At 39.6% G+C, this 14,692-nt stretch carries 16 protein-coding genes; 9 read left to right on the forward strand and 7 right to left on the reverse strand.

Going from position 1 to position 14,692, the window contains the following annotated elements; translation table 11 throughout:
- From FTU29_RS00005 to FTU29_RS00020, 4 genes are all read left to right on the forward strand, one after another.
- On the forward strand, positions 1-209 hold a 209-nt coding region (locus FTU29_RS00005; protein ID WP_180119680.1), incomplete at its 5' end, for a hypothetical protein.
- Positions 193-699 carry a lysozyme gene (locus FTU29_RS00010; protein ID WP_180119682.1) on the forward strand — a complete coding sequence of 169 codons (507 nt, stop codon included), beginning with the start codon at positions 193-195 and terminating at the stop codon, positions 697-699. The genes FTU29_RS00005 and FTU29_RS00010, both read left to right, overlap by 17 nt.
- Positions 681-1,070, forward strand: coding sequence for a hypothetical protein (locus FTU29_RS00015; RefSeq protein ID WP_218954836.1), 390 nt, complete (start codon positions 681-683; stop codon positions 1,068-1,070). The genes FTU29_RS00010 and FTU29_RS00015 overlap by 19 nt, the downstream gene beginning before the upstream one ends.
- Complete coding sequence (locus FTU29_RS00020) at positions 1,051-1,200, forward strand: hypothetical protein (protein ID WP_373423549.1); 150 nt, start codon at positions 1,051-1,053, stop codon at positions 1,198-1,200. The genes FTU29_RS00015 and FTU29_RS00020 overlap by 20 nt, the downstream gene beginning before the upstream one ends.
- Before the next feature lie 5 nt (positions 1,201-1,205).
- Here the strand turns inward: FTU29_RS00020 and FTU29_RS00025 are convergent, their stop codons facing one another.
- From FTU29_RS00025 to FTU29_RS00035, 3 genes are read right to left on the reverse strand one after another with little or no spacing between them, the layout of a single operon-like run.
- Positions 1,206-1,907 carry a hypothetical protein gene (locus FTU29_RS00025; RefSeq protein WP_180119686.1) on the reverse strand — a complete coding sequence of 234 codons (702 nt, stop codon included), beginning with the start codon at positions 1,905-1,907 and terminating at the stop codon, positions 1,206-1,208.
- On the reverse strand, positions 1,900-2,124 hold the full coding sequence (locus FTU29_RS00030; protein ID WP_180119688.1) for a hypothetical protein: 225 nt from the start codon (positions 2,122-2,124) through the stop codon (positions 1,900-1,902). Before FTU29_RS00030 ends, FTU29_RS00025 begins: the two co-directional genes overlap by 8 nt.
- Before the next feature lie 9 nt (positions 2,125-2,133).
- On the reverse strand, positions 2,134-3,345 hold the full coding sequence (locus tag FTU29_RS00035) for an integrase arm-type DNA-binding domain-containing protein (protein ID WP_180119694.1): 1,212 nt from the start codon (positions 3,343-3,345) through the stop codon (positions 2,134-2,136).
- Between the two features lie 377 nt (positions 3,346-3,722).
- On the opposite strand from FTU29_RS00035, the gene icd reads away from it, so the two are divergent.
- Positions 3,723-4,976, forward strand: coding sequence for an NADP-dependent isocitrate dehydrogenase (gene icd / locus FTU29_RS00040; RefSeq protein WP_180119696.1), 1,254 nt, complete (start codon positions 3,723-3,725; stop codon positions 4,974-4,976).
- Between the two features lie 405 nt (positions 4,977-5,381).
- A complete protein-coding gene (locus FTU29_RS00045; protein WP_168379654.1) occupies positions 5,382-5,558 on the forward strand; it encodes a hypothetical protein in 177 nt (58 codons plus the stop codon).
- Between the two features lie 302 nt (positions 5,559-5,860).
- Here the strand turns inward: FTU29_RS00045 and FTU29_RS00050 are convergent, their stop codons facing one another.
- Together FTU29_RS00050 and FTU29_RS00055 are read right to left on the reverse strand one after the other, a co-directional pair.
- Positions 5,861-7,036: a YbfB/YjiJ family MFS transporter gene (locus FTU29_RS00050; protein ID WP_180119698.1), complete on the reverse strand. Its 1,176-nt coding sequence runs from the start codon at positions 7,034-7,036 to the stop codon at positions 5,861-5,863.
- 232 nt (positions 7,037-7,268) lie between these two features.
- A complete protein-coding gene (locus FTU29_RS00055) occupies positions 7,269-8,699 on the reverse strand; it encodes a pyridoxal phosphate-dependent aminotransferase (protein WP_180119700.1) in 1,431 nt (476 codons plus the stop codon).
- Positions 8,700-8,928: 229 nt separating this feature from the next.
- Here FTU29_RS00055 and msrB point away from each other — a divergent pair, with 229 nt between their 5' ends.
- The 3 genes from msrB to FTU29_RS00070 all read left to right on the forward strand — a co-directional run bounded on the left by msrB (position 8,929) and on the right by FTU29_RS00070 (position 10,455).
- Positions 8,929-9,348 (forward strand): peptide-methionine (R)-S-oxide reductase MsrB, encoded by a 420-nt coding sequence (gene msrB / locus FTU29_RS00060; RefSeq protein WP_078194371.1) that lies wholly within the window; start codon positions 8,929-8,931, stop codon positions 9,346-9,348.
- Positions 9,345-9,833: a glutathione peroxidase gene (locus FTU29_RS00065; protein ID WP_078194370.1), complete on the forward strand. Its 489-nt coding sequence runs from the start codon at positions 9,345-9,347 to the stop codon at positions 9,831-9,833. Before msrB ends, FTU29_RS00065 begins: the two co-directional genes overlap by 4 nt.
- A 112-nt stretch (positions 9,834-9,945) precedes the next feature.
- Positions 9,946-10,455: an energy transducer TonB gene (locus FTU29_RS00070; RefSeq protein ID WP_180119702.1), complete on the forward strand. Its 510-nt coding sequence runs from the start codon at positions 9,946-9,948 to the stop codon at positions 10,453-10,455.
- A gap of 364 nt (positions 10,456-10,819) precedes the next feature.
- Here the strand turns inward: FTU29_RS00070 and dapC are convergent, their stop codons facing one another.
- Both dapC and glnD read right to left on the reverse strand, forming a co-directional pair.
- The gene (dapC, locus tag FTU29_RS00075; protein ID WP_180119704.1) at positions 10,820-11,989 is read right to left on the reverse strand and encodes a succinyldiaminopimelate transaminase; all 1,170 of its coding nucleotides are present in this window, start codon (positions 11,987-11,989) and stop codon (positions 10,820-10,822) included.
- Positions 11,990-12,013: 24 nt separating this feature from the next.
- Complete coding sequence (gene glnD, locus FTU29_RS00080) at positions 12,014-14,680, reverse strand: [protein-PII] uridylyltransferase (RefSeq protein ID WP_180119706.1); 2,667 nt, start codon at positions 14,678-14,680, stop codon at positions 12,014-12,016.
- Positions 14,681-14,692: the final 12 nt, after the last annotated feature.

The raw sequence follows: 14,692 nt of genomic DNA on the forward strand, positions 1-14,692 counted from the left end.
GTGCAGGGCTAACTGTTGTAAGTTGGCTTGCAACGTGGGATTGGGGTTTTTTAGTCGGTGTCATTATCGGCTTGGCTGGTCTTGCGATCAGTTTTGCAAACTACTTATCAAATAAGCAATTTCAAAAACGCAAAGATCAACGTGAGCAGGAAGAACATGAGCTAAAAATTGCGAAATTGCGAGGGCAATGCAATGTCAAACAAGACTAAATATTGGACGTATGGATTAGCAGCTTCGGCTGCTTTTTTTGTGGGTCTAGAAAAGTATGAAGGCTACTCAGCAAAACCATATAAAGACAGTGGTGGGGTTGTAACACAGGGCATTGGATCTACAACCAAACCAGATGGTAAGCCAATCAAAATGACTGATCCGCCAATCACGCGTAAGACCGCTCAAGAATGGGCAAAGACACACGTATCTAAAGATGAGATTGCATTTCGAAAGTCACTTGAAGGCGTGAAACTTTCGCAAGCTGAATACGATGTGTACCTCGATTTTTCATACAATTTTGGTGCTGAGAATTGGCGCTCATCTTCAATGCTGCGCAGCCTGAAGGCTGGGCAGTACAAGGCCGCTTGCGATTCATTATTGAAGTGGAAGTTCGTTGCAAAACGCGATTGCTCGGTGCGGTCAAACAATTGCTATGGCGTATGGATTCGACAACTAGAGCGTCATCAAAAATGCATAGGAGCTCAATAGTGCCGTTATTACTTTGGAAATATAAAACATGGATCGCTATTGCGGTCTTTTTTGTTTTATATGTGGGGCAAATTGCATACACAAATCACTTATCAAAAAAGCTTCGTGTAGCTAGTGAACAATGTAATGCAAAAATCCAAGAAATCGAGCAGAAGCACCTAAAAGCTTTGGCTGAAAAACAAAATCTAATCAATCAGGTAAGTGCAGATTATGAAACACTTAAATCCGAGCAACGCATTAAAACAGAAACAGTCACACGTGAAGTTCAAAAAATCATTGAGCGGCCTGTGTATCGTAATGACTGCTTTGATGACGACGGCGTGCAGCAACTCAACTCACTTATCGCCAGTGGTGCCAGCAAACCTCCTTGAGCCTTGCGCAGATCTGCAACAACTTGAGTCGGGGCAGGGTAAAGCGGTGATGTTGTGGTCAGTTGATGTGGTGGCCAAATATAATGACTGTAAGGTGAAGCACGGTGCAATTGTGAAAGCCCTCACTTGAGGGCTTTATTCATCAGTTACCCTTAATATGTCCAAGTATTGAGTTATAATTTCATTGTACAAAAACATAGTAAGATCATTCGTAAAGTACTTGAAGTAATCATCTAATACATTAGTGGTGATTCGCTCTTCCCATACTTTATGAAAATTATCTTCTCTAATTCCAATTTTATTTAATGACTCAATCTTTTTGCGTAGGTCATTGGATTTGGGGTCTTCAGGTTCTTTATGAATCACATAATGTAGTTCATTCATATCCAAAATTATTTGATTCAAATATACGATGATCTCATGTTCAAATTCCCAAATTTCATTACTGAGTTTTCTCAACTCAACCACGGTAAACTCTTTACGACGAATTTTTATTTTCCACTTATAAAATTGGGTTCTATTGGAATTTATTCTATTTAAGATATCTTGGACTTGTTTTTTTATCACAAGCACATAATTTACTTGAATTTCGTTCTTTTTCATTTCACGCCAATCATTAAATAATAAAGACGCAATATAAGCTGCAGTAAGAGTTGCTGCTCCACCAAAAAAACCTATCGATACTGAAAATGACTTATCCAATACCTCGGAAAAACCAAGGTTCGTTTGAGAATAAAAATTAAAAGCCAAAGCAAACACTGGAAAAATAATCAAGAAACACAGAAAGATTGCGGTTTGAGCTTTGTCGTTTATGATTCTGACCTTCTTATCACTCACTAACTATCTCCACACCTTCCCAAAACTTTCCTTTCTTTTTCGCCAAGAATATATTTGCATCTCTTTTACTCATAAAATACTTGGCTTTCTCGTAATCACTGGTCCAATGCCAACCCGATTGATCTACAAAATTCACTTCTGATAATTCCCAATAACCCAAATCATCTTCTTGTTTTACATAGGAGAGGTACTTTTTATTTTTCTTCATGACGATCATAGATTCACCTCACCAACTATCAACCATATCAGCCCAGTCTTGCATCATTTTTCTACGCTCATTTAGATGTTTAGCATGATTGTATGAAGCTTTAGTTTTATTGCCGCTTACATGGGCTAACTGGAGCTCAATCCAATCTTCTTTATAGCCTTTTTCATACAAAGCTGTTGAAGCAGTTGCACGAAAATCATGAGCAGTAACTGCTGACATACCCATGTATTCAAGCATTCTATTTAGTGTAGTCCTAGACAACATATTATTACGACGTTGAGGTGAAGGGAAAACATAAATTTGATCTCCCGATAATGCGTACTGCTGCTGAAGCAAATCAAAAAGCTGTGACGAAATTGGGACGATATGAGTCCTATTTTTCTTCATAACACGATCTTGCTGCGTTTGTCTTGATGATCGGGGGAGAGTAATAGTCTTGGATTCAAAATCAATGTATGACCATTCCAATTTCCTTATCTCCACCGTCCGCAACATTGAATAAAGCATTGCTAAGCCAGCATTTCTGACAACTGTAGAGCCGTTATAGCTATCAATTTTTCTACGCAGTTCTTTTCTTTCCTGAGGATCAAGCGCTCTTGCATGCTCGACTGCTGGCTGAGATACCACACTTCTTAATGCGTATGTAGGATCATTATCCAATCGAGATGTGATAATTGCATAACGCATGACTAGGCCGATAAATCTACGATTTAAGTTTGCTGCTGCTTCACCTGTTCCGAATTTAGGGGATGCACTAATGCGACTTATGGTGTTTTTCATCACAGATAATATGTGAGCAGATGTAATGTCTTTAATTGGTAGTGAGCCAATTTCTTTATACACATCCATCTGCATGCAATTTTTGAATCGCTCAACATAATCAGGGGATTTGTATTTCATTTGCTCAGCTGCATATTCTTCAGCTATAGCCTTGAATGTATTGCTGGCTTTAATTCTTTTTTCTAATTTTTCTTTCTTCTTTTCTTGTGATGGATTTAATCCTTTAGCTAATTTTGCACGTGCATCATCTTTTAGTTTCCTCGCTTCCTGCAGGGTTACAGCAGGATATTCACCAAAACTAATAGTTCCTTCTTTGCCATTCAGTGTGTATTTGAAGCGCCATATCTTCGTACCAGTAGGGCGAACCTCTATATAAAGCCGCTCAGCATCTAAAATGCGATAAGACTTATCTTTAGGTTTAAGTGTTTTTACTTTTGCATCTGAAAGCATGACGGGTAACACGGGTAATTTTAATGTTACCCGCCAAGATACCCGTTTTTGATGCGAATTAAAATGGAATTTATCGAACTGTAGCGAACTTTAATTATTCTAATTTAAGGGTTAATGGCAGATGTGGCGAACTATATAGGATTATAACGAATTATTATTATCAGAATTGTTTAAGATGACGATTTTCATAGGAAATAACTTCTATTAAATACAATAATTCAAATTGGTTAAGATTTATTCAATAGGGAAATGCAGCTATTTCCCATCTAAATCTCAAAAAAGGTAGATTTGCTTTAGAGTATTATGCGTGAAGCGCAATTAAAAGTCTTATCAAACAGCAATTATTTTTCACTCGCTTCTCAGGGAGGATCATAAAAATGGGTTATCAGAAGATCGTCGTTCCAGTGGATGGGACAAAAATTACAGTAAATTCAGACTTATCATTCAATGTTCCCAATAATCCAATTATTCCATTTATTGAAGGCGATGGTATTGGTGTTGATATCACTCCAGTGATGAAAACCGTGGTGAATGCCGCAGTACAAAAAGCTTATGGTGGAAAACGTGCCATAGAATGGATGGAAGTCTATTGTGGTGAAAAAGCCAATAAAATTTATGGCAACTATATGCCCGAAGAAACCTTTGAGGCTTTACGCGAATTTGTGGTTTCAATTAAAGGACCGTTAACGACGCCTGTAGGTGGTGGCATTCGTTCGCTAAATGTTGCACTACGTCAAGAATTAGATCTCTACGTCTGTGTGCGCCCAGTACGTTGGTTTAAGGGCGTTCCTTCACCTGTTCAGCATCCTGAACGTACAGACATGGTGATCTTTCGAGAGAACTCAGAAGATATTTACGCAGGGATCGAATGGAAAGCAGATTCACCTGAAGCCAAGAAAATGATCAAATTTCTTAAAGAGGAAATGGGTGTCACCAAGATTCGCTTTGAGGAAAATTGCGGTATCGGTATTAAGCCTGTATCTAAAGAAGGTTCTCAGCGTTTGGTTCGGAAAGCTATTCAATTCGCCATTGATAATGATAAGCCGAATGTCACCTTGGTGCATAAAGGTAATATCATGAAATATACCGAAGGAGCGTTTAAAGAGTGGGGCTATGAAGTCGCACTTGAGCGCTTTGGTGGTGAATTGCTAGATGGTGGTCCTTGGGTCAAAATAAAAAATCCGAAAACTGGCAAAGAGATCGTGATTAAAGATGCGATTGCAGACGCTTTTTTACAACAAATTCTCATGCGTCCGACCGATTATTCAGTCATTGCTACCCTAAATTTAAACGGTGACTATATTTCAGATGCTTTGGCGGCAGAAGTTGGCGGCATTGGTATTGCTCCGGGTGCCAATATTGGTGGCGCTGTGCAAGTATATGAAGCAACACATGGCACTGCGCCTAAATATGCGGGTCAAGACAAAGTAAACCCTGGGTCTATTATTCTGTCTGCAGAAATGATGCTGCGAAATATGGGCTGGACAGAAGCGGCAGATCTAATTATTAAAGGTATTGCGGGGGCGATTGAAGCCAAAACAGTGACCTATGATTTTGAAAGACTTATGAAAGGTGCAAAACTCTTGCGTTGTTCAGAGTTTGGACAAGCCATCATTGAGCATATGGACTGAGTTTATTTGCCAATCTAAGTGTAAAAAATGCTAGGTGAAAAAAGGACTGAATGATTCAGTTCTTTTTTAGGACTAAACATTAAAAACACAGAATCATAGCTTCTCAATACCATTCAAAAAACAGTACTCAAAAGGTGACTTCACGCAATCAATCAGATGGTCTGGCATGCTTATCATGTTACTAAAAGTTTAAAACCGCACTATTCGAGTGAACTTAAGTAATGCAGAAAATAGAGGGGGATTGATTTCAAATTAATTATTCTCCAGAAATTTTACAATGACGTAATTCGAAACATTTATCGGGTTGGTTCCATGAAAATTAGCGGTACATTGGTTGTTGTCCTTTAGTAGATGTACATCTAGTAACAGTACATTGTGACACTTATGATGATAAGGAGAAATGAAATGTCTCGTAAACAGCATCAACAAAACCAACAATCTGATCAACAACAGCAGCAAAATGATCAGCAACAGCAACAGCAACAGCAACAGCAACAGCAACAGCAACAGCAACAGCAACAAGACCAAAAGAAACAGAAACAACAGCCACATCAACGAAATCAGCGTCAACAACATCATTAATAGGCTAAAGACTTTGTGAGTCAAAGTTCATTTGGCCAAACGATTTACTCATTGAACGAAATTAAAGTTTTATACGTAGACGAGAAGGAGATGAATTTGTCTAAGAAAACCAAATCACTTAAAAAGGAAATTAAAGCGAGGTTGAACAAAATTTCAAAGCATAATTCTGCTTTGAAAAAGTTAAAGAAAAAGCTGAAAAAAGCTTAGTCCATTCACGATTTATCAAAAAGAAAAGACCTATTTAAATAGGTCTTTTCTTTATATACATGATTGGTGATGTAGTTGAATGTCTTGTGATCTACCTAGACGAGATGCTTACTTAATTTTGCTGTTCGAGTGAACCAAAAGAGTTGCATTGTTCCAATGCAGAGTACGCATGCGGCCAAAATAAATTGCTGTGAGTAATCAATACCAATTCGCTGTAAAAAACTAAAGCTTATACCACCGATTAATTGAATAGATGCAAAGCACAGGGTTGCAATACTCCAGAGCTTTTTATAGGCGCTACCATAGATTTGCAGAATGGTATAAGAGGTGAGAAAAACCACTGCTGGATTGAGCAGGCCTGTAGCAAAAGAAGATAAAAAAGTAAAAAGTGGATGGATATTAATAATTGCTATAAAAATCGCCAAGACATAGCTGCTATATAATATTTTAAGAGCACTAATATTTCCCAGTTTTTGTGCTAGGCAGTAAGCAGCAAAGGCTCCTAAAGCACTTCCTAGACCATATAAAATCCAATTGAAATTGATCCCGATCGGGCTCAGGTGTAGGGTGTGAGTTAAATAGTCAATCCAAAATAATGAATGGGGCACGTAAGCAAATGCACTGGTGCTATACACAATTAAGAGACAATAGAAAATTCCATCGACTTTATGTTCTACTGCAGGAATCGCGGTGAGGGTTGTGAGCTGTAATTTAAAACTCTTTAAAAGCACGCTGAGTAACATACAAATCAGGCTTGAAAAAGAAAACAAAATCAACCAAGCCCACATTGTCGAAATATCTTGGATGTAAGGCAAAAATAGCGTTGCCATTAACACCCCTAAGCCAATACCACTGAAACCAATAAAGTTGATTTTAAAGCGGTCTTGAAGCTGTGAACATTGGGCCACGACACTTGGGGAGAGGATCATTAGTAAGCCGCCGCTGATCCCTGAAATAACGCGCCAAGTGCTATACCAAAGTTCTGAAAAACCTGAAAAGGCACAACTGAGTAAACTGAGTGTCCCTGCAATAGCTGCGAGTTGGATATAATTCACCATGCTTTTATTTTGGGGTAATTTCATGGCCCAAAATGCACCGATCAAGTAGCCGAGCAAATTGGCACTGCCTAAGATGCTGGCAAAACTTGGGCTCCAACCAAATGCTTCACGGGTTGAAGGGAGTAGTGCGGTATAGGAAAAACGTAAGATCCCGATGCCAAGGCACATACTTAGACAGAGAAATAAGCTCAGTTTACTTTTGTTTGAGAACATCCTGTACTCATGTATTTTTATGATTGGTTAAAAAATAACATGAATATGCTGTAGAAAAATCAACAGATCTTAAAGTTTTGACTAAGGTCTAAGCTAAAAATTAATTCTTAAAAATTTAACTATTCAAAAAAATAGCTGTGGTGTGCGTACAGTAAGAAATCAAATTTAAAGATACAGTAATAAAAAAAACCGTACATGGCGTACGGTTTTTTATTTTTAAAGCACTTATGAATTAACGCATTTTCGCCAAGAAACGACCTAAACGAGTGAGTGCTTCACGTAGTTCATTTTCAGCAGGCAAGAACACCACACGGAAATGATCAGGTGTTGGCCAGTTAAAACCCGTACCTTGAACCAACAGTACTTTTTCAGCACGGAGGAAATCTAGCATGAATTTCTCATCGTCTTGGATTGGGTAAATTTCAGGATCCAATTTAGGGAAGCAGTACATAGCACCCTCTGGTTTCACACAAGATACACCTGGAATATCATTCAACATTTCCCAAGCAATGTTGCGTTGTTCATATAAACGACCGCCCGGACGGATGAGATCATTAATCGATTGATAACCGCCCAAGGCTGTTTGAATCGCATATTGCGCTTGGTGGTTGGCACACAGACGCATCGACGCCAACATGTCTAAACCTTCAATGTAGTCTAGCGCACGTGATTTATCGCCTGTAATTGCCATCCAGCCCGAACGGTAACCGGCAATTCGATATGCTTTAGATAAGCCATTGAAAGAAATACACAGCTGATCGCCTGACAATGACGCAACAGAAACATGTTCAATACCGTCATAAACGATCTTGTCGTAAATTTCGTCAGCAAACAAAATTAAGTCGTATTTCTTCGCAAGAGCTACAATTTGCTCAAGCACATGACGTGGGTAAACTGCACCTGTTGGGTTGTTAGGGTTAATCACCACGATACCGCGAGTATTCGGAGTGATTTTACTTTCCATGTCGGCAATATCTGGATACCAGAAATTTTCTTCATCACATTTATAGTGAATAGCAGTACCGCCAGAAAGGTTAACTGCCGCTGTCCAAAGCGGATAATCCGGCATAGGCACTAGCATTTCATCGCCATCGTCGAGCAAGCCTTGCATTGCCATCACAATCAGTTCAGATACGCCATTTCCGACATACACGTCATTGACGTGCATGTTTAAGATGCCTTTTTGCTGGTAGTACTGACAAATCGCTTTACGCGCAGGGAAGATGCCTTTTGAGTCGGTATAACCAATTGCATTAGGCAGGTTGAGTGCCACGTCGTTAATAATTTCTTGAGGTGCTTCAAAACCAAAAGGAGCAGGGTTACCAATATTTAATTTAATAATTTTATGGCCAGCCTCTTCCATCTCATTGGCCGCTCGTAACACAGGTCCGCGAATGTCGTAGCAAACATGCTCGAGCTTAGACGATTTCTTAATTTCGCGTGGGGTGTTAAAGGTATTCGGCATTTTTATATTCTCGGAAAGAGTGGAGGTCACTTTTGCATAACGGTATAAATAGCTTTTAAATGTCTCTGTCGTTACTAAATCGAGATGATGTTCGTCTCTGAGTAAAGCAACTATTTTTTCATGCGTAAACCCTGCCTGTTGATATTGTTTGATCACGGGCAGCAGATTTTTAAAAATTACGCTCTTTTTCTGCGACATTTTTTAATCCTGAGCAAGAGTAGCGCTAAGATTATCACTAAAGGTGCTCACAAAAAAGCATTTAATTTTTGTATTTTGCTCACCACGATTTTATATTTGCTTACTTTTTGCTTTTTGGGTCATTATATAGATTTTGTAAATTGTTGAATAAAGACTAGAAATTTAAGATTGAATGACGTAAATATAGGATTATCCTATTTTAAATACCACGATATAAAGGGACGTCATCATGGGAAAACTCAATAAAACAGAAAGAGAATGGCAAAGAGAATTGTCGCCAGAAGAGTTTCGCATAACGCGTCAGAAAGGCACGGAGCAAGCTTTCACTGGAAAATATTGGAATACGAAACAAGCTGGCACGTATGTATGTCGTTGTTGCGGGGAGCCGCTTTTTTCTTCTGAAACCAAATATGATAGCGGTTGTGGTTGGCCAAGCTTTTATAAGCCGATTGAACCTGCTGCAGTAGAAGAAAATGTAGATACGACACACGGTATGGTCAGAACAGAAATTGTTTGTCATCATTGTGACGCACATTTAGGTCATGTTTTTACTGATGGCCCACAGCCGACTGGATTACGTTATTGTATTAATTCGGCATCCTTAGAATTAGAAACAAAAGAAAAAAATGATGAGGAAACTTATCCATGACCACCATTCACCAGTTTGAAGCAGAATTACTGGACGGAAGTAATAAATCCTTTGCAGATTATGAAGGCAAAGTTTTATTAATTGTAAATACCGCTAGTAAATGTGGGTTTACTCCTCAATTTGCTGGTTTGGAGAAAATTTACGAACAATATAAAGATCAAGGTTTTGAGGTTTTAGGTTTTCCATGCAACCAATTTGGCGGACAAGATCCGGGTTCAAATGATCAAATTGGCGCATTTTGTCAAAAAAACTATGGCGTATCTTTTCCAATGTTTGCCAAAGTGAATGTAAAAGGCCCAGAAGCGCATGTGATTTTCCGTTATTTAACCAATAACTCGAAAGGCGTATTGGGAAATGGCATTAAGTGGAATTTTACAAAGTTTTTAATTGGAAAAAATGGTCAGGTCTTAAACCGCTATGCACCCACGACCAAGCCTGAAACATTAAATGAAGATATTGAAAAAGCTTTGGCTCAGTCAAAATGAAGTGAATCATTGGCCGAACTGAGGTTGATATAAAGGCGCGGAAGCGTCTTTATTTTTTGGATGTTTTATACTGAAGTGTCTTTATTTGAAGGTCATAACATTGTTTAAGCAGATGGTTAAACGTCGAATTTGTGTTTTAACGTTTTTTTTACTCGTATGTGTGGGCTTAGCTTGGGCAGATAGCAATCCAAGTGCATCTGAACCTACAAAAATGTCTGTTGTTGCAAGCAATCTAGACCGTGCTACAGATGCTCGGGTCAACGCATTATTGCAAGTATTAAAAACACCTATAGAAGAATACCAACCTACGCGTGTTGCAGATGTAATTGATCCACATGTAAAACCGAAAATGTATGAAGTCTCTTGGGTAAATGCACCGCAATATGTGCTGTCTGCGTCTGAGATGAAAACATATAAACAACCTGTCAAACTACAGCTTACTGTGATTGCTGCAACAGGCTATATTGGTGGCTCAAAACTCATTGCAAGTTCAGGCTCTAAAAACTTTGATCAAAAAGTACAAAAATCCTTATTGGTTGCGCGACTTGAACCTATTCCGATGGTTGATAAAAATCTCAGTTATACCGTTGAACATGAATTTGCTCTTCATCCACCTCAATAAGCTTATAGCAGAAGGCAAATTTTGAGTTCCATAAATGATCTGTTATTACTGGTATATCTAATTGATAATGAAAGATATTACTTTGCAACTAGCTAAAACCTTTCAGATGTCTGCTTATCTATTCGCTTTACAACAATCCGTTATGACCATACTTATTTTTCATACAGCGTTTAACACTGAGCGAACCTCGAACATTTAAATTGGGTGGTACATTTGATTTCTAATGGTTTTCAATGATTTCTCAATGATTGTTTATAAGTAATTATTGCTAGATGATTAGCTCTGAACGAATGTTAAGAAATGACTCAAATAAAAATGCCCCAAATTAGGGGGCATTTATTTTAAGCAGAACACTTTAAATCAATTAAAGTACTGCTTTTAAGCGACGAATCACTTCTTCACATTGTGCAATATCAGCAACCAGAGCTAAGCGGACATGATTTTCACCCGGATTACCTTGTGCTGTATCACGTGATAAATAACGGCCTGGAAGCACTTTAACGTGTGCTTTTTCCATAAGCATTTTGGCAAAAGTTTCATCATTATCCACTTTTAACCAGTAGTAGAAACCTGCATCAGGTTTTTGTAATGGTAGTAGGTGACCCAATTCGCGTTGGAATAATTCAAATTTTGCACGGTACTGGACGCGGTTTTCTTCGACGTGTGCTTCGTCATCCCAAGCTGCAATTGAAGCCAACTGGTGTTGAACAGGCATCGCAGCGCCATGATAAGTACGGTATTGTAAATAAGGTTTTAAAAGCGCTGCATCACCTGCAACAAAGCCAGAGCGCATACCCGGTAAGTTAGAGCGCTTAGACAATGAGTGGAATACCACGCAGTTTTTATAGTCATCACGACCCATTTCAGCACAGACTTCAAGCAGACCAATAGGTGCTTCATCAAACCAAAGTTCTGAATAGCATTCATCAGATGCAATCACAAAATTATATTGGTCAGATAGTGCTATCAGTTTTTTAAACTGTTCTTTAGAGAGTACGGCACCTGTAGGATTACCCGGTGTGCAGACAAACAATAAAGCGGTTTTTTCCCAAACTTCAGCTGGCACAGCGTCAAAGTCGCCAAGGTAGTTATTTTCTTCTGTACAGTTGATGAAGTAAGGTTCTGCACCCGCAAGTAAAGTTGCACCTTCATAGATTTGGTAGAACGGATTTGGCATCACCACATAAGGGGCATCTTCACGTTTAACCAAAGCTTGCACAAAAGAAAAAATCGCTTCACGCGTGCCTGACACAGGCAGGACGTTGGTATCTGCACTGATGCTATTGAGTTTAAAGCGACGGGTTAACCAATTTGCAATACTTGTGCGGAGCTCAGGTAAACCTTTACTGTTTGGGTAAGTGGATAAGTGTTGAAAATTATCAATAATGGCTTGTTTCACAAACTCCGGTGCAGGATGCTTTGGCTCACCAATTGATAGGGGAATCAAAGGCAAATCTGCGGGTTTCACATCCTGAAATAGCTTATTTAGCTTTTCAAATGGATAAGGGTGCAATAATGACAAACTGGAGTTCATGGAATGGATACCGATCAATTTAAGTTAATGATGACTACAAACCTGATTCGAAGCTTCATCGAGTGCTGACTTTAACTGTGCAGCAAACGTTTCCGCTTCTGAATCACTCATAGGTGAGCCATCTTTTTTAGTGACATAGAAAATATCTTCAGCACGTTCACCGAGCGTCGCAATTTTCGCAGAGTGAATATCTAGACCTTGCATCATAAATAAACCACCGACTTTAGCAAGTAAGCCTGGATGGTCAAGTGTCGCAATTTCAACCATATTTTGTTGAAGTGCTTCATTAAAAGAAATACTCACGGTATTTTCAATATCAAAATGACGCAGTTGACGTGGAATACGACGCTGCATTAGGCCTGGGTATTTGTCAGATTGGCTTAAGGCTTTTTTGAGCGCTTCAATAACGGTTTGCTCACGCTCTGGATCTGTCAATAAGGTGCCAAAACGGTCAAGTACAACATAAGTGTCCAAACTAAATGCAGTGGATGCAGTGATAATACGGGCATCCTGAACGTCTAGATTCATTCTGTCCAGAATTGCCACTGTTGTTGCAAACAAGTTAGGCTGATCTTGTGTGTAAATAAAGATCTGTACCGCATCTTGTGCAAATTTGCGATGTGCTCGCATCAGTACCAATGGTTCTGCATTATTGCCATGTTTTAAAATGGCGCGCGTATGCCATGCGATTTCATCGGCAGATTCTTTCAGGAAATATTCATCACCGAGTTCTTGCCAAACAGTTTCTACATCGTAGAGCGAAAAATCGTTGACTAATAGTTCACTGGCCGCAAATTTAGTGTCTTCGATCAGCATTGGATAATCTACAGGACGACCCAAACCAGAACGAATCACATCACGCGCTTGTGTATACAGTTGGCGCATGAGGGATGCACGCCATGTATTCCAAAGCGTCGGATTAGTTGCGTTAATATCGGCAACTGTCAAGGTGTAGAGATAGTCGAGATGCTCCATATCGCCCATTTTCTCAGCAAATTCTTTCACCACATCTGGATCGGAAATGTCCTTTTTCTGAGAAGTGACAGACATCAGGAGATGGTTTTGAATCAACCATGCGACAAGGTTACATTCGCGTTCGGTAAACCCATGGGTACGGCAGAAATCAATTGCATCCGCTGCACCAAGTTCACTGTGGTCACCGCCGCGACCCTTGGCGATATCATGGAAAATTGCCGCTAAATAAACAATGTCACGGCGCGCCAGTCGTTGGAATACGGAGCTAACGACAGGGAAGTCCTTAGCAAATTCAGGCTCTTTAAAACGGTTTAAATTACGTAGTAGTAATAAGGTATGGGCATCGACAGTGTAAATATGGAACAAGTCGTATTGCATGAGTCCCATGATTTGCCCAAAGGCAGGAATATAGTTGCCGAGCACACCATACCGTTTCATCGCCACCATGGTGTCATATAAACGGTAGGGTGAGCGAATGATTGCCATAAATAAGGCTTGATGTGCAGGATTGTCACGGAAGTTTTGATCAATACGTTTTGCCGCAAGTGACAATAAACGTAAAGTTCGGGCACGAATGCCTTCAATTTCTGGACGATTCGCCAAGAGGTAGAAAATTTCTAAAATAGCACTTGGATTTTCAGAGAAAATTTTATGATGCTGCACCGCCAATTTGCCATCGACTAATTTGAAATTGGCATTGATTTCTTCAATTTTACGTTCATAGTCAGGCAAGCGCGGCGTGATGACAGATTCATTAAAATAAGCCAAGAGCATTTCATTTAACGTCGTCACTTGCTGAGCGCTACGGTAGTAACGTTTCATGAACTGTTCGATTGGATAATTCGGTGATTTACCTTCTTCGCGCTGATAGCCAAATTTAGCAGCAATGTCACGTTGATAATCAAACAATAATCGGTTTTCGTCGCGCTTGGTTAAGCGATGTAAATGATGACGAATTTCCCAAAGAAAGCTTTCTGTTTCTTCAAGAACACCTAGTTCAAACTCTGAAATAAAACCTAAATGTACAAGGTCATAGATGCGATTGACACGGAAATGACGCTTAGCAATCCATCCGATTTGGTTGATATCACGGATACCGCCGGGCGCATTTTTAATATCGGGTTCTAAGTTGCTTTCGGTATTATTATGTTGTGCATAGCGTTTGGCTTGCTCTTGCATTTTTGCATCATAGAAAGTTTTATCCGTCCATGTCTGTGACACGATACGGCGTGGCCATTTGGCTAGGTGTTCATTGCCCACGATCAAACGTGCTTCGATCAGTGCTGTTGCCACGGTTAAATCATTGGTGGCTTGAGCAACACAATCGTTAATAGTACGTACACTGATGCCCGGTTTGAAATTACCAACATCCCAAAGAGTTGAAATAAAGCTGGAGATGAGTTTTTCTTGTTCTGGGCTGATTTCATCTTCAGACAAAATCATGATATCGACGTCGGAGTAAGGCAGCATTTCGCGGCGACCATAGCCACCGACAGCAAACAAACCGAGATCGGTTTGGTCGAGTTCAGCATGTGTCCATAAGAACTTTAAGGCTTCATCGATTAGATTCGATCGAGCCAAAATCACATCACGAATCGACTGTCCATTTTCAAAGCATTCCTGTAGCTGATTTTCAACATCTGAGCGCCATTGGTTAATCGCCTGAATGTCGTGGTTACTTTTAATGTAATTCAGCAGAGGAAGCGTATTGATCATGAACAGTGGTCC

This window comes from Acinetobacter sp. YH12086 (assembly GCF_013419345.1).
GTDB lineage: Bacteria > Pseudomonadota > Gammaproteobacteria > Pseudomonadales > Moraxellaceae > Acinetobacter > Acinetobacter amyesii.